Genomic DNA, 23,285 nt, shown 5'->3' with positions numbered 1-23,285 from the left:
ATCTATCTTTGTATGTACCAGAAGTCAGTCATAGTGCATAAATGTTAGGATTGCCACAGAAAGAGAATAGCGAAAGAGAAGGAAAAAAAACTGAATGGCAGAAGTTGATAAGTCAATATCCTTCGATGGTAGGGATATTCGACTGAAAGTAGGCTTACTAGCTCCCCAGGCTGGTGGGTCGGTGTTGATAGAATCAGGGGACACATCCGTTTTAGTCACGGCTACGCGATCGCAAGCCAGAGAAGGCATTGATTTTCTTCCACTCACAGTAGATTACGAAGAAAGGCTGTATGCAGCTGGTAGGATTCCCGGCGGGATCATGCGCCGAGAAGGTCGTCCCCCAGAAAAAACAATTCTCACCAGCCGTCTTATAGACCGTCCCATGCGTCCCCTGTTTCCCTCATGGCTACGGGATGACCTGCAAATTATTGCGATCACGATGTCGATGGACGAGTTAGTACCACCCGATGTGCTAGCAGTTACAGGTGCTTCGATCGCTACCCTAATTGCCCAGATTCCTTTTAATGGGCCAATGGCAGCAGTGCGGGTTGGTTTAGTGGGAGATGATTTCATTATTAACCCCACATACGCAGAAATTGAAGCTGGAGACTTGGATTTGGTAGTAGCCGGTTCACCACATGGCGTAATCATGGTGGAGGCGGGAGCCAATCAGTTGCCAGAGCGAGATATTATTGAGGCGATTGACTTTGGTTATGAAGCAGTGCGGGACTTAATCAAAGCGCAGCAAGATTTAATCGCAGAACTGGGTCTGGTAATAGTGCAAGCAGCACCACCAGAAGTAGACCAGACGCTAGAAAATTATATCCGCGATCGCGCTAGCAGCCAAATCAAGAAAATCCTCTCTCAATTTCATTTCACCAAACCCGAACGCGATGCAGCTTTAGATGTCGTCAAGGATGAAATTGCCACGACGATCACTGAACTGTCACATGAAGACCCAATTCGAGTTGCCGCAACTGCAAATAGCAAAGCACTTGGGAACACTTTTAAAGATATTACCAAATACTTCATGCGGCGGCAAATCATCGAAGATAACGTTCGCGTTGATGGTCGCAAACTCGATCAAGTGCGTCCTGTTTCTTGTTTAGTTAATGTCTTACCAAAGCGAGTCCACGGGAGCGGTTTATTTAACCGGGAACTAACTCAGGTATTATCCGCTTGTACTCTAGGTACACCTGGGGATGCCCAAAACCTCAACGATGATATGCAGCTAGATCAACACAAGCGTTATCTGCATCATTACAACTTCCCGCCTTTCTCAGTTGGGGAAACCAAGCCATTGCGTACTCCCGGAAGGCGCGAAATTGGTCACGGCGCATTAGCAGAGCGAGCGATAATACCTGTGCTACCGTCAAAAGAAGATTTTCCCTACGTGATTCGGATCGTATCGGAAGTACTTTCCTCCAATGGTTCCACCTCAATGGGTTCAGTGTGCGGTTCCACCCTAGCCCTGATGGATGCTGGTGTGCCAATTCTCAAACCCGTCAGTGGCGCAGCAATGGGTCTGATTAAGGATGGGGACGAAGTGCGAATCCTGACTGACATTCAGGGCATTGAAGACTTTTTGGGGGACATGGACTTCAAAGTTGCCGGCACGGATGTCGGGATTACCGCCTTGCAAATGGATATGAAAATCCCTGGTCTGTCGTTAGACGTTATTTCCCAAGCTGTCCACCAAGCTAAATCAGCCCGGTTACACATTTTGGAGAAAATGCTCGCCTGTATTGACCAGCCGCGTACCGAAACCTCACCTTATGCCCCACGTCTGTTAACAATCAAGATTGATTCAGACATGATTGGTCTGATCATCGGTCCTGGAGGCAAGACTATTAAGGGGATCACCGAGGAAACTGGTGCCAAAATTGACATCGAAGATGATGGTACGGTGACAATTTCTGCTGTAGATGAGAACAAGGCCAAGAGAGCCAAAAACATCATCCAAGGTATGACCCGCAAGCTGAACGAAGGGGATGTCTATGCCGGACGCATCACTCGGATTATACCCATAGGTGCATTTGTGGAATTTCTGCCTGGAAAAGAAGGTATGATCCATATTTCACAACTTGCTGATTACCGCGTTGGCAAAGTTGAGGATGAAGTTGCAGTGGGCGATGAAGTGATTATCAAAGTGCGCGAAATTGATAACAAAGGTCGGATTAATCTCACACGCTTGGGTATTCACCCAGATCAAGCAGCAGCAGCACGGGAAGCTGCGGCGGTGAATCGGTAACTCGATTTGGGATTTTAGATTAGATTAAATCTAAAATCCGCGATGCCTACTGTGAAGGCATCGCCGTATGCTTCTCTAATTAGTTGCACAACTCTTAACTTGATACAACTTTGCGGTCATCAGATATAGTTGTTAGGTTTTTTAGACTCTAGTTAACGTCAATTCATTATTTATATTATTCTGTCAATCCGTAGGTTGAGTATTTTAAAATACATATTTTATCTATTTACAAATTGAGCAAATTGCCCGATCATGGCGACACAGAAAAAATGTGATCAAAAACACTTTTTCTTGTAATCAGTCATAATTTATGTAATTTGTGCAATTAATCTTCGGTCAAAAATATCATGAGTTTAGTTTCAACGATAAATAAACTGAAATCAAATCAAGTTCCCACACTCAATGATTGCAGTTCACAAAGCCTTCTCAACTACTTTGAAAATTCTTGGGAACTTGAAGAAATACTCATGAAAAGTTTGGTCGGGGAAGAAACTTTTTATCTTAACCCTGATCCTTTAAGAAACCGGATAATTTTTTATCTTGGTCACTCAGCAGTTTTTTTGATCAACAAGTTAATTGGCGTTGGTTTAATAAAAGCTCGAATTAATTCCCAATACGAAACCCTATTTGAAATCGGAGTTGATCCAGAAACACCGACGGAACTTGACGCAGCGATGAAAGGGGTTAGCTGGCCTGATGTCGAAAAAGTTTGGCAATATCGGGACAAGGCACGAGAAGCGATCGCAAATCTAATTCAAAATACTTCCCTGGATCTCCCAATTCATCAACAGCATCCCTTCTGGGCTTTGCTGATGGGAATAGAACATAGTCGGATTCACTTTGAAACCTCTTCGATGCTAGTGCGTCAATTGCCTAGCGATCGTCTAAAACGTCCCTCAGGCTGGAATTACGCACCTAGTAACGGGAACATTCCCAACAATGAAATGCGCCGGGTTCCAGGTGGTGTGGTGAAACTAGGAAAACCCCAGGATGATCTTACCTATGGTTGGGATAGCGAATATGGCGATCGCACTGTTGAAGTTAAACCGTTTTTAGCTAGTCAACATCTAATCACTAACGGAGAATATCTGAAATTTGTTCAAGCTGGTGGTTACAAAAATTCCGACTATTGGGATAGTGAATCTGGGAATTGGAAGCAACTCTACAACGTAGAACATCCCAAATTCTGGATACCCTTCGAGGATGGCTACCGTTATCGAGCCACATTCAACGAGATAGACTTACCCCTAGACTGGCCTGTGGAAGTTAATTACTACGAAGCGATCGCATTTTGTCGCTCTCAAGGCTCAGAAATACGCTTGATGACTGAAGCAGAATGGAATCAAGCCTTACTTACCTGTGAGGATAACCACTCATCAACTAACTATAATCTCAACTTACAATTCATTTCCCCTAGCCCAGTGGGAATGTTCAAACCAGCTAATAGTAGTTGTGGGCTTTATGATCTTAGAGGAAATGTTTGGGAATGGCTAGGGGACACTTTCAACGCCCTACCAGGATTTGAACCTCATCCGCTTTACGAAGACCAAGCAGCACCCTTTTTTGATGGCAAACATCAGATGATGCTCGGCGGTTCATGGGCAACTAATGGTTCAATGGCATTACCAACCTATCGCAACTGGTTTCGTCCCTACTTTCATCAACACGCTGGTTTTAGAATTGCTCAAGATTTGAAAGGAGATTATCGGTAGTCTAGGAACAATGGGGTGCTAATTTTTCAAACAGAATTCAGGAGTTAGGAATAAAAATTAAATAACATATAATTTATATCCCTGGCTTACCTCACCCTCAATCCCTCTCCTTATAAAGGAGAGGGAAGCTAGAGACAGGATGAAGTTTTGCATTTTATTTAATCCACATTCCTTAGGAGTCAGATGACTCACCACTCAGGACTCTTCATTTGCTTGCTACGACAATCATTCGGCGGCTATCAAGTGCGAACGGTTCCCCATCGTAACCATAGCCCTCTACTTCGCAAAAGCCCGTTTGCAGGAGCCAATCCCGCATTTCGGGAAAGGTAAAATTACGAACAAAATATTGACCGCGCCGCACTTGTCCATCACGAATGATAATCCGCTCGGTATGGGTACGATTAGTCAGCGCATCGTAGTGCGTGCGTGCAAGCATATAATTCCCCTCACGCTCAGTAATTAACTCCGGCCTAAATTCTTGCAAGACGCGGCTAAAATTCTGAACATCAATTAGTAATTTGCCACCTACTTTTAGAGCGCGATACGCTTGGGTTAAGACCGATCTATTTTCATTGTCATCGAAGTAACCGAAGGCTGTGAAGCAGTTTATGATGCAGTTGAAGCGATCGCTAAAGGGTAAAGAACGCATGTCGCCTTGCAGGTACTCTACCTTAACACCGTTGCTAACCGCATCTTGATTTGCTTTTTCTAAGAAGAAAGCTGTTGCATCAAGTCCAATTACATGATAGCCACGAGCCGCTAGCTGATTAGCAATCCGTCCATGCCCACAAGCTAAATCTAAAATACTCATCCCTGCTTCTAAATGTAGCAATCGGCAAATGAGGTCAACTTCGTGTTGAGTACGTTCTGGTGTCAACAACGTTTCATAAAAGTAAAGATAATCTTCCTCGAACACACTGTTAATATCAAATGTATTTGCAATCATTTTTAATCTAATTTATAAAGTGAATTTTCAATATGAATGGGATGATACTTTTGAAGCGGATTTACTGAAGTTGCGAGCATCAGTTGCCAACGCATTCACAGAAGTGTCTTTGGACAACTCTTTACCGCAACAAAGTGTCCATTGTTCTACGATTTACTATTATTACAGTAATATTACAGGAATTGTGCTTAACTGGATTTTTGATTTTGGAAAACCAGTCATAGTCTAAGCTTGGGTATTTTTGGAGAAGTCTAAAGAATATGACTGGATTAACTGTTGTCCTTTGGTTACGTCAGCTAGTTTTTGGCTTAAGCTTAAGCTGTCTACTTTTACTTTCAGGTTGTATTACAGGTGGTTCCACTGCTGGTAACACACTTACGGTTGCTACAGAACCTACGTTTGCGCCTTTTGAGTTTCAATCTGCCAGTGGTGAGTTGCAAGGCTTTGACATTGATTTGATGAATGCGATGGCCCAATCTGCTGGCTTTAAAGTTAAGTATCAAAATATGCCCTTTGCGGGGATGATTCCAGCATTGCAAGGGCAAACTGTAGATGCTGCCGTTGCGGCAATGACGATTACTGCCGAACGGGCGAAGACAATTTCCTTCTCGCGTCCTTACTTCAAATCAGGGCTAGCGATCGTCACCCGCACAGATAATCAAAACATTACCAATTTCGATCATCTTAAGAACAAAATTATTGGCGTGCAAATTGGGACAACTGGCGCACAGAAGGCTAAAAGTATTCCAGGATCGGAAATTCGCACTTTTAATGATTCACCTTTAACCCTTCAAGCATTAATCAATGGTAATGTCGATGCCGTTCTTAATGATCAGGTCGTTATGTTATATGGCATAAAGAGCGGCAACCTTAAAAAACTCAAAGTGGTCAGCAGTCTGCTCACAGAAGAATTTTATGGCATTCCTACACCTAAAGGATCGCCCAACTTGCAAGCGATTAACCAAGGTCTAGAAACGGTGCTGAAAAATGGTATTTACGCCAAAATCTACCAAAAGTGGTTTGGTATCCAACCGCCACAACTACCAGAAAAATCACCCATCGAAAACCAGGCTGCCGAAAAAGGCGTATCCCAACTATTTACCTCACTAAGCATTATTTTTAAGTCCCTACCCACCTTGCTAAGTGGAGCTTTAGTAACACTTGAACTCACAGCCATCTCAGTCTTCCTGGGTATGATCGGGGGTACACTGATTGGAATTGTTCGCCTTTTCCCGACTCCGCCTTTGCCCTGGATTGCTAGGGCGTATGTAGACTTTTTCCGGGGAACGCCGTTGCTGGTACAGATTTTTATGATTTACTTTGGGTTGCCTGCTTTAGCCCAAAATTTTGGTTTTACCTTCACTTTAAATCGTTTAGCAGCAGCGGTGATTGCATTGAGCCTGAATAGCGCTGCTTACATTGCTGAAGTTGTCCGGGCAGGTATTCAATCAATTGAGCCTGGGCAAACAGAAGCCGCCCAATCACTAGGTTTAAGCTCAGTGCAAACGATGCGCTATGTAATCTTTCCTCAAGCCCTCCGGCGGATGCTACCACCTCTAGTAAATCAGTTCATTAGCCTGCTCAAAGACACCAGCTTAGTCGCTATCATTGGGTTTGAAGAGTTGTTCCGCAAAGGACAGCTGATTGTAGCTGACAACTATCGTTCATTTGAGATTTACGCCACTGTCGCCTTGGTTTATTTATTCCTGACCGTGCTTTCTTCTCAAGCGTTTAGTCGCTTAGAGCGATCGCTCAATCCCGTTAATAAAAAGACCAAAAGATAGGGGGGCAGGGCAAGGCTGTTTCATTTCTAGATCCAAATTATATCAAGTTCGGGTGATTACTTATTAAATTCAAAGAACCCCAAAGAGCCAAAGCTATGCTTTGTCTCCCCTCCCGAAGATCGGGGAGGGGATTAAGGGGAGCCTAGCGCGAAAAACAAGGTTATCTCTCAATAGGGTTAAGACAATCGTAGGTTGGGTTGAGGAACGTAGACCCGAACGGGCTTCCCGCAGGGGAACCCAACATTTACCGAGATTTGTTGGGTAACGCTTACGCTCTACCCAACTTACAATTTCTTACTCAATCCAAATTACTAGACGACTTCATGGTGATATGCTCCAAAGAAGCTACAGGAAACATAATTCCTGGCTTCTTTGTAGGAGGATTTAGTGTATTGAATAACCTGTCCCAAAATCCTTGAATCCCATAGTTTCCCTTGAAACAACTGTGGTGAAGATCGTGAAAATCTGATGGGACAAAAAATATTGATAAGGAACTATGACCTTCTAGGTTGTAAGCATTGCCTATAATAGTCCAAGCACATAACTGGGTTATATTATACCCAAATATAAAAATAGGCAAAAGGTCTGTAATAGTAACAATAATATATTCAGTTAAACTCTTATGCCCAGCCACAAAACTTGATGAGTCGGCGAACTCATGATGTTTTAGATGTATTTTCTGCAAGAATTTTCTGTGAAGTAGCGAATGGGAAACGTAAAAACAGAAATCAGCAGCAATTATTCTCATCAAGAACCATCCAAAGTTTAAGAGTAAACTATTTCCTCTATTTACCTGTGGCGCTAAATAGAGTATAATTAAAGCTGCTATGAGACTTTTAAATTCTCCAGTAATAATGCCTTTGGCCGTAAAGGAAGGAAATGGTTGTTTTTTTACTTTCTTAACTCTGGCAGTTAGTTTCTCTTTCAAATTATCATTGTTTTTAATTACCTTTTCGATGAAAAGACCAATGCTATAAAATGACATAGAACCAACAAGCCAATATAACAAAACCTGAGTGATAAGGTTAAGTTCTATATTGTGTAATAGCCAATAAAATATTTGCTGAACAATTGTGCAACTAATAGCGATTTTTAGATAGAATTCAACCTCAAAACAGAAATTAAAAAACTTTTTTATCACTGTGTCCTTGTAATAGGGCTTTAACCCTCTTGTTGTATGGAGCCTCACAGCTAATCAGTATAAGTTACAGCCATTTATCTGAAAATAGCTGTAAGAGGATGTTTTAAAAGTATTATGCGAAACATCAAAGTCATCAAAGACCTAACCCCCTGACCCCCTTCCCGACGTGGGAAGGGGGAAGACCTTTCGCGGAGAGGAATGGAAGCGGGGTTTGGATGATTGTCTTTCTTTTGCTTAAGCTTTTTTCAACCAGCTAAACATAGCACGTAAATCTTTGCCAACTTCCTCAATTTTGTGTTCAGCTTCTTTGCGACGCAAGGCGGTAAATCCTGGTTTACCAGCTTGGTTTTCTAGAACAAATTCCCGTGCAAATTGCCCAGATTGAATTTCACTGAGAATTTTCTGCATTTCAGCTTTGGTTTGTTCAGTCACAATCCGCGGACCACGGGTATAATCGCCATATTCGGCTGTGTTAGAAATACTGTCGCGCATTTTAGCTAAACCGCCTTCCACAACCAAGTCAACAATCAACTTGACTTCATGCAGACATTCAAAATAAGCCAATTCTGGTTGATAACCAGCTTCCACCAAAGTTTCAAATCCGGCTTTGATTAAAGCACTCAAACCACCGCACAATACCGCCTGTTCACCAAATAAATCAGTTTCGGTTTCTTCACGGAAAGTAGTTTCCAGGACACCAGCGCGAGTCCCACCGATACCTTTAGCATAAGCCATCGCGCGATCGCGTGCCTGACCACTGGCATCCTGATAAACTGCAAACAGCGCTGGTACGCCTTCACCCTGTTCATAAGTCCGCCGTACTATATGTCCCGGTCCTTTGGGTGCTATCATCACCACATCTACGTTATCTGGTGGTACAATTTGCCCAAAGTGAATATTGAAACCGTGGGCAAAGGCTAAGACATTCCCTTCTTGCAGATTTGGTTCAATCTCGTTTTTGTAAATCGTTTTTTGGACTTCATCAGGTAACAAAATCATGATGAAGTCAGCAGCATTGGCAGCATCTGCAACATTCTTCACAGTTAACCCAGATGCTTCAGCTTTTGCGACTGATTTACTACCCGGATATAATCCCACAATCACATTCAAACCACTATCTTTTAAATTGAGAGCGTGGGCATGACCTTGGGAACCATAGCCGATAATAGCAATAGTTTTTCCAGCCAAAAGGTCTAAATTGGCATCTTCGTCATAATACATCCGGGCCATAGAAGCATCTCCTGTCAGCAAGCATCGTCAATTAGCAGACTTTTGATTTTACCCCAAATTGAGTAACCACAGATGAACTGTTACCCGGATTTCTCACAATATTGCTCAAAGCCTGATAAAACCTAGATTCAGAAGTTTCGCACTGCATTAAAATTTTTAGCCGTCATAAATGTCCGAAAGATACCCTGGGTAAAGGTTTTGCATCAGGCACTGACAAATAAAAAAATACTCAACTACTTCTTGTGGGGTGTTGGAAATCCCTAATGCGATCGCTAATTCTCAAATCGGGAATATATTCAAAAAACCGAACGTACAGGGCAACGCGATAATTTAGTAGTTAATTTGAGAGGTTACACAAATAATTTACTTAAATTACCCAAAATTATTAGCACCGTCCCCTAGAGTCATAATAGTGTTTCCCATCAGGGAAGCTTCGTTGTTAAAAATTTGAAATCGGAAGTTTTACCCTAGTATGGGGTTAGTAACGCTGGTGATTGCTTGAGAGGAAAGGCATTCTAGACTTTGGCATAGCGAGAGTGCGATCCTGGTTGCCACATCACCTTGAAACTTACCGCCGGTAAGGTTTCCAGTAGACACTATAACGTTATTATCTCCAATTTTAGTTCAAACTTGATTGATTAATCAAACATATAACAGTCGAATTGCGGTTTAAATTGAGTTAATAAATTGAAATAATCATTTATCAAGTCAGACTACCAATGCTCTCCCAAGATAAACCAAATCCAAAAGATTCACCGCAAGGATCGTGCGAAATACCTCGTCAAAACATTCTGCCCACTGCCCCATTACCGGAATCTATTAGTAAAAATATCGAGACTATCATCGCATTGCACAGACGTTCTGAAAAAGACGTACCACAACACCAGCGTGTTGTAGAAACGGTAACTGCCTTTTTTGGTCGTCCTGCATTCCTGTATAGCATCGTCCTTGCGATTATTCTGTGGGTAACACCCAATATCTTACCACGACGTTTGGGCATACCAAGATTTGATCCTCTTCCATTTCCTTGGTTACAATTTTCACTGACTCTGGGTTCATTGTTGGTGACAACAGGGGTATTGATTAAACAAGAGCGACAAGAAAAGTTAGCAGAGCAACGGGCGCAGCTTAGTCTTCAACTTAACCTGCTCTCTGAGCAGAAAATCGCTAAACTCATCGGTTTGCTTGAGGAATTACGTCAGGATATTCCTAATGTCAAAAATCGCTCTGACCCGGAGGCTGAAATGATGAAGTCCCCTACTGATCCGCACGCAATTATAGATGTATTAGAAGAGACTTTAGCATCCGAGTTAGCAAGTTTCTCTCAGCAAAAAACATCAATTGAAGAATGATAATTGGACTTTGGAGAAAACTTTAACCCTGTTACATAAATCGCAACAATCCAGGCTTTGAGTTTTCCTTCAGTAATACTGGGTTTAACTTCATCCATCTGGGGATAGATTATGTATACTTCGATGAAATTGCCGCGCACATCTGCTTTATTTGTGAGTGCGTTATTAGGAGGGGTGATTTTCACCAGTTGCGCCGCTTCCCATCAGTCAGCAAATCAGGCTTTACCTCAAGTTGCAGCCGATGGCGCGGCAAATAAAGCAATGGCACCTGCTAGTGAAAGCAGTATTTCCCAAAAGACGGAAGCTGCACCAATAGCCCGTTCTTGTCCCCAACTCATTAAGAAAGCAGCAATGTCTTTGACTGTCAACTCCGTAGATCAGACTATTGATGCTGTTTCGCAAATTATCAATAAACAGCAAGGGGATTTGATCGGGTTGCAAGAACAACAACCCAAAAACGACAGCCGGCGTTACACAGCAACAATCCAATTGCGGATACCAGAGAATCTGCTGGAACCTACCCTAGAACAAATAGCTAAATTGGGCACTGTCGATACTCGTAATATCACGGCTGAAGATGTGGGCGATCGCCTAGTAGATTTCCAAGCTAGATTAACTAATTTGCAAAAAAACTGAAGTCAATTTGCAAAAAATTATGGATCGGGCTGGTTCGATTAGAGATGTGCTTAGTGTTGCCCAAGAATTGAATAATGTCCGCCAAACAATAGAACAAATTAATGCCCAACTCAAAAGCCTACAAAATCAAGTTGCATATTCCACTATTACGCTGAACCTAGAAGCAGCAGTTTCTAGCACCAGTCCCCAACCTGCCTTTGGTTTGCAAGTTCAGGAAACTTGGAACAACTCCACCCACTCCTTGAGTGGATTTTCCGTTGGCTTACTCAAGCTGGGTATTTGGTTAATCGTTTACAGTCCCTATTTGTTAATTTTTGTTGCTCTTGTCTATGGCTTTTCCCGTTGGCGGCGAACTCATTCACCACGTTTGACACAAACACCAGAACCAACTAGTTCTGAGTGAAGTTACATAAATACAACATCTAATTTTGACAAATTTACACAAGTAAAGAGCAATTTAAATATTCCCAACTCTTATTGTCTGCATCTCTATTTTGAAAAGTTCTGTTTATCCTGTAGTTTTGATTACTTTAATCATTTTTCAAATGTAAAAAGCAATACAAAATATATGATGACAAGTTTGATACAAATTTGTTAAGAATAGTTACAATAGTCAGAATACAGGATAATATTTCTTATGGTAAATTACCTTGACAATAATCCACCCTATCAAGTAGTAATTGTTGGCGGTGGTTTTGGTGGACTTTATGCGGCAAAAACACTAGCTAAAGCCGCAGTAAACATTACTCTGATTGATAAACGCAACTTTCATTTATTTCAACCCCTGTTATACCAAGTCGCCACAGGTGCGCTATCTCCTGCGGATATTTCTTCGCCGTTGCGTTCTGTACTCAGCAAGAGCAAAAATACGAAAGTGTTGCTGGGAGAGGTGAATAATATTGATCCAGAAGCGCAACAAGTGATTGTCGGCGACAAAGCAATAGCTTACGATACGTTAATTGTCGCCACAGGAGCCAAGCATTCCTACTTTGGCAAAGACAACTGGGAAGAATTCGCCCCCGGCTTGAAAACTGTAGAAGATGCCATAGAAATGCGTCGCCGGATTTTTACGGCCTTTGAAGCCGCAGAAAAAGAAACAGATCCAGAAAAACGCCGTGCTTGGTTAACTTTTGTAATTATCGGTGGTGGCCCAACAGGTGTAGAATTAGCCGGTGCGATCGCCGAATTGGCAAATCAAACTCTCAAAGAAGATTTCCGCAACATCGACACATCCCAAGCCAAGATTTTGCTATTAGAAGGTCTGGATCGGATTCTGCCACCCTTTGCACCAGAATTATCACAAGAAGCGGAAGCATCCCTGACGCGGTTGGGGGTGATTGTCCACACAAAAACATTGGTAACGAATATTGAGAATGATCTTGTTACCCTCAAACAAGGCGATGAAGTTAAAGAAATTGCTTCAAAAACGGTATTATGGGCAGCAGGTGTGAAAGCTTCAGCAATGGGAAAAGTGCTAGCAGAACGCACAGATGCTGAGTGCGATCGCGCTGGACGGATTATCGTCGAATCTGACTTGAGTATTAAGGGACATCCGAATATTTTTGTAATTGGCGACTTAGCAAATTTTTCTCATCAAAATGGGAAACCGCTACCTGGTGTTGCACCTGTAGCGAAACAACAAGGAGAATATGTAGCAGAACTAGTCCAGCATCGGCTTGCAGGTAACAGTTTGCCACCCTTTTCTTATATTGACAACGGTAGTTTAGCGATGATTGGGCACAATTCTGCTGTGGTAGATTTGGGTTTTATCAAGTTGAAAGGTTTCTTTGCATGGCTGTTTTGGCTGTTGATTCACATCTACTTCTTAATTGAATTTGACAATAAATTAGTAGTGATGATTAAGTGGGCGTGGAACTATTTCACCCGTAATCGCGGAGCTAGATTGATTACAGGACAAGAATCCTTACCCACTCAGGAATTGGCGATCGCAACAGTTATTACAACATCAGAAAATAGTAAACAGGCGGTAAATATCTAATTGGGCATTGGGCACTTGTACTGAGCGAAGTCGTTGGCGCAGCCTCTCGTAGAGAAGTATTGGGCATTTAGGAAAGAATTCTTATAATTCCTAACTCCTGTACAGACGCGATTAATCGCGTCTCGCCGCCCTCATAAATTAGCAGTAAGCTGTTTGAGGGCGTTTTTCATAATCTACACATGGCAACTATTAACGACAACTACCTGAAACTGAAAGCGGGTTATCTGTTTCCAGAAATTGCTCGGCGGGTGAATGCCTTTGCTGAAGCGAATCCTGATGCTAAAGTTATCCGGTTGGGCATTGGCGATGTTACTGAACCTCTGCCGGAAGCTTGCCGCACAGCGATGATTAAAGCTGTGGAAGAAATGGGCGATCGCAATACCTTCAAAGGCTACGGCCCAGAGCAAGGCTACGCTTGGTTACGGGAAAAAATTGCTAGTCAAGATTTCCAAGCACGGGGAGCCGCGATCGATGCCTCAGAAATCTTTATCTCCGATGGTTCCAAGTGCGACACGGGCAACATTTTGGAAATCTTTGGTCATGATAACATCATCGCCGTTACTGACCCCGTTTATCCGGTGTATGTAGACACTAATGTAATGGTGGGTAATACGGGGAATATCAACGATAAAGGCGAATTTGAGGGTTTAGTTTATCTACCAATTACGGCTGAAAATAACTTCACCGCCGAAATTCCCTCAAAGAAAGTCGATTTAATTTATCTCTGCTTTCCTAATAACCCCACTGGCGCAACTGCAACCAAGGAATATTTAAAGGCATGGGTGGACTATGCCAAAGCTAATAACTCGATTATTTTCTTTGATGCAGCCTACGAAGCTTACATTACCGATGCGTCGATTCCCCACTCAATTTATGAAATTGAAGGTGCAAGAGAAGTTGCGATCGAATTTCGGTCTTTCTCCAAGAATGCAGGTTTTACGGGAACTCGCTGTGCGTTAACCGTGGTACCGAAGACACTCACAGCAAAAGCCGCCGATGGTTCCGATGTGGAACTCTGGAAACTGTGGAATCGTCGCCAGACTACCAAATTCAACGGCGTTTCTTACATCGTCCAACGGGGAGCCGAAGCGGTTTACTCTGAAGAAGGACAGACACAAATCAAAGGATTAGTTAGTTTCTATCTAGAAAACGCCAAAATTATCCGCGAGAAACTCACAGCCGGCGGATTATCAGTTTATGGTGGCGTGAATGCACCTTACGTTTGGGTAAAAACGCCTAATGGTTTATCTAGTTGGGAATTCTTTGATAAGTTGCTGCAAACTGTCAACGTTGTCGGCACACCTGGTTCTGGCTTTGGTGCTGCGGGTGAAGGTTACTTCCGCATATCAGCGTTTAATAGTCGGCAAAATGTCGAAGAGGCGATGAAGCGGATTACCGAGAAGTTTAAAATGTAAAGCGATCGCTTTTAGCCGCTTTTGTTAAACTCAATCTATTAGTCTAAAGGTTACGGTGGGCTGTATTATCCACCGCAACCTGATAGATAATTATTGAGATTCAGCTTACTTATATTTTGGTTATGACTGCTGCTATCCCTGTTTTCAAACCTGTTAGCCAGATGCAGTTAGCACCTGGTAGCACGGTGACTATTCCAGATGTTAGCTGGGAAGAATTTGAATCTATTTTACAAGAATTGGGAGAAAAAAGAACTATACGAATTGCCTACAGTCAAGGGACTTTAGAAATTATGGCTCCTTTACCAGAACATGAAATACCCAAAGATTTAATTTCTGATATTGTCAAAATATTGCTGAAGGCTAAAGATATTAGATACCAACCTTTTGGTTCCACCACCTTTAAACGGCAAGGTGTAGCAGGAGTTGAACCTGATGCTTGCTTTTATATTCAGAATTATCAACAGATGATTGGTCATCGCCGCTTACAACCTGATGATCCGCCGCCAGATTTAGCGATTGAGACTGATGTCACATCGAAAACTACTCTCGATGCTTATGAAGCCATTGGAGTCCCAGAATTATGGGTTTACGATAGTGGAAGCCTTTCTATTTATTTGCTGAGAGATGGGAAATACATAAAATCTAATAGCAGTTCTAATTTTGAGGATATAGCTATTACTCAGATTATCCCGGCTGCTGTGGAACGTAGTTGGCAAGTAGGAAGTTTTCAAGCTTTGGAAGAATTGGAAGCGATGATTTAGTAAATAAAATATAGACATTAGGAAGTGCGATCGCATTTCAGTAAATAGTGAGAGAAATGGCAAATTAAACAGTTTAGCAGATTACAGAAAAGTTTAAGGTGTAGGTTTGTTGGGCATCTTAAAGGTTGTAGTTGAAGTTACCCAACGAGCGATACTTAGAGGAGTAAGATTAGTAAATGCCAAGTAATCATTTACCAAAAACAAGATCCGAAATAGCAGACAAACCTAAACTTAGACCCTATGGTTCAAAGGTTGATATTATTCTTGGTGACACCCATCAGTTTGGTTTTGATGGAGAAAGTTGTCTCATTTTGGGTAATGATCTGATTGTTCGTCTGATTCCTCACCAAAACAAGAAGTTTGAATTTCAGAAATTTACAGCCCATTTAGAAGGTTTTGCTAGTGCTAGCGAAGCAGAGGAGGCTGGTTTAAAGTTTGCGATGTCAGTTTTGTGGGCAGCAGTTTCATTGAAATGTCCACTGCGGTTAGAATATCACACTCCACTGCCATGTGTAGTATATGATCGGACTCAAGACGGAGGGATACTGATGGGGATGTCATTTCGTGGTATGTTGACTAGTGGAGCAAGTCTAGTTGTTGAAGTATTGGAGCAAACTTTCATTTCTAATATCCCAATTAATAATAAACAGCTACTTATCTCAATGGAGCTTTTTGCCGCCGCTCGTTTAGAGGCAACAGAACGTGCAAGATTTGTTGGGCTAATATCAGCACTTGAGCCATTAGCTGAACAGAAAAAATTTGAATATCCAGATTTAAAAAAGATTGTCAAAGATACCTTAAATAAGGTGCAAGATTCACTGGAATTACCTGATGATATAAAGCGATCGCTCGAAGGGAGTATCAGGAATCTAACACGCGAATCTGTATCACACGCTATTAAATGCCTTATTACAACTCATTTAACTGAGGACAAAATGGCATTAGAAATTCTGGAAGAAGCTTATACAATCCGCAGCAAGATTCTACATGAAGGGGCTTTCTATCCAGATTTACGCGATAAAAGTTATAAAATTGAAGACGTTATACGCCGTCTCTACTCTGCCATAGTCGGATACGAACTTCGTTCCCCAGCAATCACATATACAAATAATGATTAGCCTTGAGATGAGCAGTTAAATTCAAGGTTCGATTTTACAGGTTAGACAAAGTGCGATCCCTTCATGTCTTACTTGTCATCTTAGCATTTTGGGTAAGTTTTGCAGAATTAGTTTCTGGCTCTGAATACATAGCAAATAACTCACTAAAAACCTCTTCCCCATTAATCTCTCCACTACTAACAAATCGTTCCACCTCAACCGAACCATCCTCAAAAAATTCCACTTCCCATCGTTCCCCAGCCACGGACACATTCACCATAATGGTTTCATCCCGATGATGGGCTAAAGTGTAACTAATTCTCTCTTGTTCTAATTGATTTAAAAAGGTAACTAGTTTGCTAAATCCATGATTCTTCATTTGTCAAACCTCTTATCGCTTAATAACTTGCGAACAACTTTAAAACCCGGTTGATTTACCTCTGCTCCCGCTTCAATCTCCTCCCATAACATTTCACAAAACTCATCCCAACTGGGCGATTCCTCCGGGAGTGGAGCCTGTTTTATACTACCCTTCTTGTACTTCAGGATTTCAGACACCTTTTGCCCAGCAAATTTATGTACGATTTATCCCTCTCCTTTTGATTGAGTGCCTACTTTACTTTATACAAATACAATTGCAATGCATACGATGGTCACTGAGCCTGCCGTTGGCGTAGCCTCTCGTAGAGAAGTGCGGTAAACTACGAGCTTTCCCAATTATCCATTAATTGCATAAAAAAATTATTTCTGAGAATTACTTCCACCTTCTTCGCTATCATCAGATAAATCGATTTTTGGCTCAACTTTTTGTCGTCCATAATTAGCCAAAGTCACCCCTTCTTCTAAATATACAGCAGAGTATTTACTTAACCCGATACGCTGTGATGAGTAAATTCCGGAATGACCTGAAAATAAATAGCTCACTACACAGCCAATAGCAATAAATACCCCTGATTCCAAACCAAATAGTTCAATTCCCATTAAGGTTGATGCCAAAGGTGTATTTGCTGCACCCGCAAACACACCTACAAATCCCATTCCTGCTAACAGTGGTGCAGGTAATGCTAAAAGCAACGACAAAGCATTACCTAAAGTTGCACCAATAAAAAACAAAGGGGTTACTTCTCCTCCTTTAAATCCTGCTCCTAGAGTTAGAGCAGTCAGACCTAATTTTGCTGCAAAATCCCAAGGAGGTAGCTGAGTGTGGAAGGAATCAACGATAGTAGGGATACCAAGACCAATGTACTTAGTTGTGCCACTCAAACCAACAATTGCTGCTATCAGCGCACCGCCTATCAAAGGACGCATTGGAGGATAAGATATCTTTGCTTTAAAGAAGTGACTGATTTTGTGAGTTACTTGAGCAAAAAATCGTGCAATTATTCCAAAGATTGCACCTGCAATAATCGCAGAAATCAGCCCCCAAATTGTGAGCGTCGGTATAGACGGCGCGTGTTGGTATGCAGTATGATGCAAACCCAATAACAAGGTTAGTTGATTTCCAACGATCGCAGCAATTAAAGAGGGAAAAAGAGCATCATAATTAATTTTACCAATCGCTAAAACTTCCAGACCAAAAACAGTTCCAGCTAAGGGAGTACCGAAAACTGAAGCGAATCCTCCACTGATACCTGCCGTTAACAGAATTCGCCGATTGGCTCCTTGAAAATGTAATATTCTAGTTAGCTGGTCTGCTAAAGAAGCACCCATTTGCAATGCTGTACCTTCACGACCGGCTGAACCTCCAAATAAATGTGTAAGGTCTGTTCCTAGCAAAACAAGAGGAGCCATCCGAAAGGGAATAACATTTTTGGGGTTATGAATTTCTTCCAGTAAAAGATTATTTCCGGCTTCTACAGTCTGACCAAATTGATGATAAATCCAACCACTCAAGAAGCCGCCAAGGGGCAGTAAGGCGATGATCCAGCGATGCGATTCTCGCCAATCTGTTGCCCATTCCAATGATGCTAAAAGAGCCGCAGAAGCCGTTCCAGCAAGAATGCCAACCACAAAAGAAATAGGCAACCACTTGATCAGATGTGGTAATGCAATAAATGGTTCAAATTGACGAAAGTGTTTCATACCATGACTCTTTGAGGTGCGATTTGTAGAGTTACACTTTCTACAGGAGAGTCAGGTAATGCATTTAGCCAAGCCCTACTCTCCCGCAGTCAGCGAGGAAAGTAGGAGCCATCAGCCTTCCAGTTATGAATTTAACCTGTACTGAAAAGGCAGTTTTGGCGAGCTCCATCGCCATTGATTTGATTTTAAATCAAGGATACCATTTTTGCTTTTGGTTGAATTTAATATTTGTTTCTTTGACACAGATCAAGAATATCAAGAGTTTTTGGGGCAATGTCGGGATTTGCATAGCGAATTGAGCGAGGAACGGAAAATAGGTAAAGATGGTAAAGCGTTTCATAGTTTTCTTATATATCAGACGAAACAGCATCGTTGGTTATGACAAGTAGATCATCCGATTAACATATATTGTTTATTCTAAAGATGTGAAACTTGACTTCTATATATTTATTGGCATCAGGGAATCAATATTATGCAACGGCCTTGTCGCACGAATAGGGGCAGATACAGCAGAATACAGAATTCAGGAGTCAAACACGCTGTTATACCTGGGTAACAGACTTGGCAAGTGCTTAAAAGCAGGGGTTTGCGCTCTTTGATTTTCTCTGACGGATAAGATAAAGAAGTAATATAGCTCCTCACACAAGTAGCAATGACTTCAACCCTGCGGAAATTTCCACGTCTTAATACCCCAACCCTGCATCAGTTGCCCAATGGTTTAACAATCATCGCGGAGCAGATGCCAGTTGAAGCTGTAAACCTCAACTTATGGATTAAAGTTGGTTCAGCTGTAGAATCTGATGCGATTAACGGCATGGCTCACTTTTTAGAGCATATGATTTTTAAGGGGACAGAACGACTGGCTAGCGGCGAGTTTGAACGTCGAATTGAAGAACGGGGTGCTGTTACCAATGCCGCGACTAGCCAAGACTATACACATTACTATATAACCACTGCGCCCAAAGATTTTGCCGAGCTTGCTCCACTACAAATAGATGTAGTATCTAATGCTAGTATTCCTGATGATGCTTTTGAACGTGAGCGATTAGTAGTTTTAGAAGAAATTAGGCGTTCAGAGGATAATCCCCAGCGCCGGACATTTCGACGCGCAATGGAGACAGCCTTTGATGAGTTACCTTATCGCCGTGCGGTATTAGGGCCAGAATCGGTGATTGCTGAACTTAAACCCCAGCAGATGCGAGATTTTCATGCTAATTGGTATCAACCCCAGTCAATTACTGCTGTCGCTGTGGGCAATTTACCTGTAGAAGAATTAATTGCAACCGTTGCTGAAGGATTTACAAAACTTAGCACTTCCCACTCCCATTCGGTTACGGCCTTCGACTACGCTCAGGACAAGCTCACGGCAAGCCCAGTACAGACGCGATTAATCGCGTCTCTGCCTACTGAATCACCATTTACAGAAATTGTCCGTCGAGAATTTAAAGATGAAAGTCTCCAGCAAGCAAGGCTAGTGATGGTTTGGCGGGTTCCAGGAATGACTCAGTTAGATCGCACCTATGGACTGGATGTTTTAGCAGGAATTTTGGGACACGGGCGGACATCAAGACTGGTGAGGGATTTACGAGAAGAACGGGGATTGGTTTCTTCAATTTCTGTGAGCAATATGAGCAATCAGCTGCAAGGGACATTTTATATTTCAGCTAAATGTGCAGTGGAAAATTTAGCAGAAGTAGAGGATGCGATCGCACAACACATTCGCCAAGTCCAAACCGAGTTGGTAACAGAATCAGAAATTGCCCGTGTGGGGCGGCGAGTCGCTAACAGATTTATTTTTGGCAATGAAACACCAAGCGATCGCGCTAATTTGTATGGCTACTATCAGTCTTTGGTGGGAGATTTGGAACCCGCCTTTAACTACCCAGCGATGATTCACAGCCAAGATGCAACTGACTTGATGCAAGCTGCCAAAGAGTATCTTTCCCCAGATGCTTATGGTGTAGTTGTCGTCAAGCCCTAAATTAGAAAATGGGGCATGGGGCATCGGGCATTGGGAAGACGAGAATAATCAATAACCAATACCCAATGCCCAGTTACTAATCCAAAATCCAAAATCTAAAATCCAAAATTGCATGATGTGGACTCAAATTGATGCTCATATTACCCAAGTGACGGGCGAAAAATTCCAGAGTCAGCAACAGCGATCGGTTGGTGGCGGGTGCATCAACCAAGGTTATGCTGTTTCCAGTACTCAGATCACCTACTTTGTCAAGCAAAACCTTGTATCCCAAGTTGCGATGTTTGAGGCTGAGGCATTGGGTTTAAAGGAAATGCTAGCAACCGCTAGTATTCGCCTCCCAAAACCTATTTGTTGGGGTGTAGCTGGGAATTCTAGCTACATCGTGCTGGAATGGTTAGAACTTGGTAGCGGTAACAGCAATTTATGGGAAGAGATGGGGCGCAAGTTGGCGGCAATGCATAAAGCTAGCAGTAGCGAAGGTTTTGGTTGGAAAATTAACAATACCATTGGTTCAACGCCCCAAATCAATACTTGGACAGCAGACTGGGTAGAATTTTATATTAAACATCGCCTGGGTTATCAATTTCAGTTGGCAAGGCGACGGGGAGGAAATTTCCCCCAGCAAGAAAAATTACTCGCAGCTATCCCTGAACTATTGGCGAATCATCAGGTGCAACCTTCTTTAGTACATGGCGACTTATGGGGTGGAAATGCTGGGTGTACTGCCTCAGGAGAACCCGTGATTTTTGATCCAGCAACTTATTTTGGCGATCGCGAAGTTGATATTGCCATGACAGAATTGTTTGGTGGGTTCCCCGCAGCATTTTACAAAAGTTATAACGAAGCCTTTCCCTTAGATGCAGGCTATGAGCAGAGAAAAACGCTCTATAACCTATATCACATTTTGAATCACTTCAATTTATTTGGTGGCGGTTATAGTTCTCAGGCAAACCGGATGATTGACCAGATTTTGCGCTAAGTACAGGATTGCCTAAGTTTGTAGCGACTAACTCAAACAAACTTTGCGTACCTTTGCGCTTCCCTCTGCGCGACGGCAGTCGCTACAACGGGGGGAACCCCGGCAACGCGCTGCCTCCCCTCTGCGTTTAAACTTAAACCCTCAATTCCCCACCATTTGCTTCACCATCACCGCCAATGCCAGCACACCCAAAATCGTCATTAATCCCGCAGGCATAAACTTGCGTGTTTTAGCCAGTCGAAATGCAAAGACTACCACCAAAACACCAGTAACTAACACTGCTAAAATCGAACCCCAGGTTTGTCCTTGAAGTTGAAAATAAGCCGCAAATATGAGTAATAAACCGCTAATGCTACCACTTAGAAGTGAAACCCTACTTCTAGCCTGAATGTAGCCAATAATGCCACCAACGATCGCTAATATGCCATAGGCAAAAGCAGCAATTATACTTAAATTCATTGTTAAAACCTATTTATATTTTGACTTTACTGCCAGGTCAGCAGACAATTTACCATAGCTATTTAGCTATACCACACAGTTAATTGATGGATAATCAAGCGATGCCAATGCCAAGTACTTCCTCATATACAAAGATTCACTATCTCCAGCGCCAAGCAGCCTCACTTTTACTCTACCAATCTGTTCTGCAATGCGAAGTGGGGATAGCATTTCTGGAACTGTTGCAAGCTATACGTTACACTGATACCGATGCACGGGGTTGTCTCCAAGCCTACGGCAATTACTTCCACGCTTTGGCTGCTAGAAATCAAAACTGGGAAGACTATTTAATTACTCAGATTCTCTTTTCTGAGAATCCCTTTACAAGGCTAGCCCAACAGCGAGAATTTGAAGATTTGCCCTCGGCTTTAGTAGCAGGAGTTCAGCATGATTTACAAGTATTGCAAAGTCTCTATGAATGTAGCAGCGCTTGTTTGAGTGAGTGGATACAAGGCGTAGCTGATATGCCGATTTCACCAGTAGTGTGGTATAAAGAGCAAGAATTTGTAGGAGTAGAGACAAAGTTCGCTACATATCTACAAGAATTAGACAATTGGGGTGATGCTGTAGAAGAGTTAGCAACTTATTATCGGCAATGTGGCTCTGGTTTATTTGCAGAATATCACGCTTTACGCTGGCAAGCTGGGCAGTTTATCGGTATTCGGTATTCTGATCCGATTCAGCTGAGTGCGCTTGTAGGTTACGAGTCTCAAAGAGATGCTTTGCTAAAAAATACAGAGTTTCTATTAGCAGGAGAAATGGCACTGCATGTATTACTTTATGGTAGTCGCGGTTCTGGCAAATCTTCTTTAGTGAAATCTTTGTTGAATGAATATAGCAATGCCTCCGTCAAGGGCAAAGCCCAACGCAGTCTCCGCTTATTGGAAGTGGCAAAATCTGATTTAAAAGACTTACCAGAAATCGTGGAACATTTACGGGGTGTGTCACAAAAATTTATTATCTTTGTCGATGACCTTTCATTTGAAGAAGATGATGATGCTTTTAAAGCCCTCAAGGTAGTTTTAGAAGGTAATTTAACCGCGCGTCCTCAAAATGTAGTTGTGTATGCTACTTCTAATCGCCGTCACCTAATTCGGGAGTTTTTTGTGGATAGACCTACCCCTAAGGATAACGAAGAAATCCATGCGTGGGATACGATGCAGGAGAAGCTTTCGTTTAGCGATCGCTTTGGTTTAACCTTGACCTTTGAACCAGCCGACCAGAAAACTTACTTGAAAATTATACAACATCTAGCCGCACAAGCCGAAATTAATATTACCCAAGAAGATTTGGAATTTCAAGCATTACAATGGGCAACTCGTCACAATGGTCGTTCTGGACGTACAGCACGGCAGTTTATTGATTTTTTAAAAGCAGACATAACACTTTCTCATGCAAATAACAATATATCCAACACCTAG

At 42.3% G+C, this 23,285-nt stretch carries 17 protein-coding genes, 1 pseudogene and 1 riboswitch; of the genes and pseudogenes, 12 read left to right on the top strand and 6 right to left on the bottom strand.

Features of this window, described 5'->3' with window-relative positions; all coding sequences use genetic code 11:
* The first annotated feature begins 94 nt into the window (after positions 1-94).
* On the top strand, positions 95-2,251 hold the full coding sequence (locus V7K15_RS17435) for a polyribonucleotide nucleotidyltransferase (protein WP_334907073.1): 2,157 nt from the start codon (positions 95-97) through the stop codon (positions 2,249-2,251).
* Positions 2,252-2,598: 347 nt separating this feature from the next.
* Positions 2,599-3,963 carry a 5-histidylcysteine sulfoxide synthase gene (gene ovoA / locus V7K15_RS17430; RefSeq protein ID WP_334907071.1) on the top strand — a complete coding sequence of 455 codons (1,365 nt, stop codon included), beginning with the start codon at positions 2,599-2,601 and terminating at the stop codon, positions 3,961-3,963.
* Positions 3,964-4,168: 205 nt separating this feature from the next.
* On the opposite strand, the gene V7K15_RS17425 is transcribed toward ovoA, so the two are convergent.
* Positions 4,169-4,909, bottom strand: a complete 741-nt coding sequence (locus tag V7K15_RS17425; RefSeq protein ID WP_334907069.1) for a class I SAM-dependent methyltransferase — start codon at positions 4,907-4,909, stop codon at positions 4,169-4,171.
* A gap of 260 nt (positions 4,910-5,169) precedes the next feature.
* Here V7K15_RS17425 and V7K15_RS17420 point away from each other — a divergent pair, with 260 nt between their 5' ends.
* Positions 5,170-6,693, top strand: coding sequence for an ABC transporter permease subunit (locus V7K15_RS17420; RefSeq protein WP_334907067.1), 1,524 nt, complete (start codon positions 5,170-5,172; stop codon positions 6,691-6,693).
* Between the two features lie 298 nt (positions 6,694-6,991).
* On the opposite strand, the gene V7K15_RS17415 is transcribed toward V7K15_RS17420, so the two are convergent.
* Together V7K15_RS17415 and ilvC are read right to left on the bottom strand one after the other, a co-directional pair.
* Complete coding sequence (locus tag V7K15_RS17415; RefSeq protein WP_334907065.1) at positions 6,992-7,834, bottom strand: sterol desaturase family protein; 843 nt, start codon at positions 7,832-7,834, stop codon at positions 6,992-6,994.
* Positions 7,835-8,068: 234 nt separating this feature from the next.
* The gene (ilvC, locus tag V7K15_RS17410) at positions 8,069-9,064 is read right to left on the bottom strand and encodes a ketol-acid reductoisomerase (protein WP_334907063.1); all 996 of its coding nucleotides are present in this window, start codon (positions 9,062-9,064) and stop codon (positions 8,069-8,071) included.
* Between the two features lie 719 nt (positions 9,065-9,783).
* Between ilvC and V7K15_RS17405 the strand changes: the two genes are divergently transcribed.
* From V7K15_RS17405 to V7K15_RS17375, 6 genes and pseudogenes are all read left to right on the top strand, one after another.
* Complete coding sequence (locus tag V7K15_RS17405; protein WP_334907060.1) at positions 9,784-10,416, top strand: DUF1003 domain-containing protein; 633 nt, start codon at positions 9,784-9,786, stop codon at positions 10,414-10,416.
* 111 nt (positions 10,417-10,527) lie between these two features.
* Positions 10,528-11,455: pseudogene (locus V7K15_RS30005) on the top strand (DUF4349 domain-containing protein).
* A 234-nt stretch (positions 11,456-11,689) separates the two neighbouring features.
* On the top strand, positions 11,690-13,051 hold the full coding sequence (locus V7K15_RS17390) for an NAD(P)/FAD-dependent oxidoreductase (protein WP_334907054.1): 1,362 nt from the start codon (positions 11,690-11,692) through the stop codon (positions 13,049-13,051).
* Positions 13,052-13,230: 179 nt separating this feature from the next.
* Entirely contained in the window at positions 13,231-14,466 is a 1,236-nt protein-coding gene (locus V7K15_RS17385) for an LL-diaminopimelate aminotransferase (protein WP_334907052.1), read from the top strand.
* A gap of 122 nt (positions 14,467-14,588) precedes the next feature.
* Positions 14,589-15,227: a Uma2 family endonuclease gene (locus tag V7K15_RS17380; RefSeq protein ID WP_334907050.1), complete on the top strand. Its 639-nt coding sequence runs from the start codon at positions 14,589-14,591 to the stop codon at positions 15,225-15,227.
* A 176-nt stretch (positions 15,228-15,403) separates the two neighbouring features.
* Positions 15,404-16,345: a hypothetical protein gene (locus V7K15_RS17375; RefSeq protein ID WP_334907048.1), complete on the top strand. Its 942-nt coding sequence runs from the start codon at positions 15,404-15,406 to the stop codon at positions 16,343-16,345.
* A gap of 61 nt (positions 16,346-16,406) precedes the next feature.
* Here V7K15_RS17375 and V7K15_RS17370 read toward each other — a convergent pair whose 3' ends face one another.
* A complete protein-coding gene (locus tag V7K15_RS17370) occupies positions 16,407-16,703 on the bottom strand; it encodes a hypothetical protein (RefSeq protein WP_334907046.1) in 297 nt (98 codons plus the stop codon).
* A gap of 362 nt (positions 16,704-17,065) precedes the next feature.
* Positions 17,066-18,406 carry a voltage-gated chloride channel family protein gene (locus V7K15_RS17365; protein ID WP_334907044.1) on the bottom strand — a complete coding sequence of 447 codons (1,341 nt, stop codon included), beginning with the start codon at positions 18,404-18,406 and terminating at the stop codon, positions 17,066-17,068.
* Between the two features lie 95 nt (positions 18,407-18,501).
* A riboswitch (Fluoride riboswitch) is annotated at positions 18,502-18,588 on the bottom strand.
* A gap of 470 nt (positions 18,589-19,058) precedes the next feature.
* Between V7K15_RS17365 and V7K15_RS17360 the strand changes: the two genes are divergently transcribed.
* Both V7K15_RS17360 and V7K15_RS17355 read left to right on the top strand, forming a co-directional pair.
* The gene (locus tag V7K15_RS17360) at positions 19,059-20,387 is read left to right on the top strand and encodes a M16 family metallopeptidase (RefSeq protein WP_334907042.1); all 1,329 of its coding nucleotides are present in this window, start codon (positions 19,059-19,061) and stop codon (positions 20,385-20,387) included.
* 115 nt (positions 20,388-20,502) lie between these two features.
* Positions 20,503-21,366 carry a fructosamine kinase family protein gene (locus V7K15_RS17355; RefSeq protein WP_334907097.1) on the top strand — a complete coding sequence of 288 codons (864 nt, stop codon included), beginning with the start codon at positions 20,503-20,505 and terminating at the stop codon, positions 21,364-21,366.
* 141 nt (positions 21,367-21,507) lie between these two features.
* Here V7K15_RS17355 and V7K15_RS17350 read toward each other — a convergent pair whose 3' ends face one another.
* A complete protein-coding gene (locus V7K15_RS17350) occupies positions 21,508-21,825 on the bottom strand; it encodes a TMEM14 family protein (protein ID WP_334907040.1) in 318 nt (105 codons plus the stop codon).
* A gap of 86 nt (positions 21,826-21,911) precedes the next feature.
* On the opposite strand from V7K15_RS17350, the gene V7K15_RS17345 reads away from it, so the two are divergent.
* Positions 21,912-23,285 carry an ATP-binding protein gene (locus V7K15_RS17345; RefSeq protein ID WP_334907038.1) on the top strand — a complete coding sequence of 458 codons (1,374 nt, stop codon included), beginning with the start codon at positions 21,912-21,914 and terminating at the stop codon, positions 23,283-23,285.

It is taken from the genome of Nostoc sp. (assembly GCF_036919815.1).
Lineage (GTDB): Bacteria > Cyanobacteriota > Cyanobacteriia > Cyanobacteriales > Nostocaceae > Nostoc.
The sequence above is the reverse complement of the archived record's forward strand: the minus strand, read 5'-3'. Positions and strand labels throughout refer to the sequence as shown.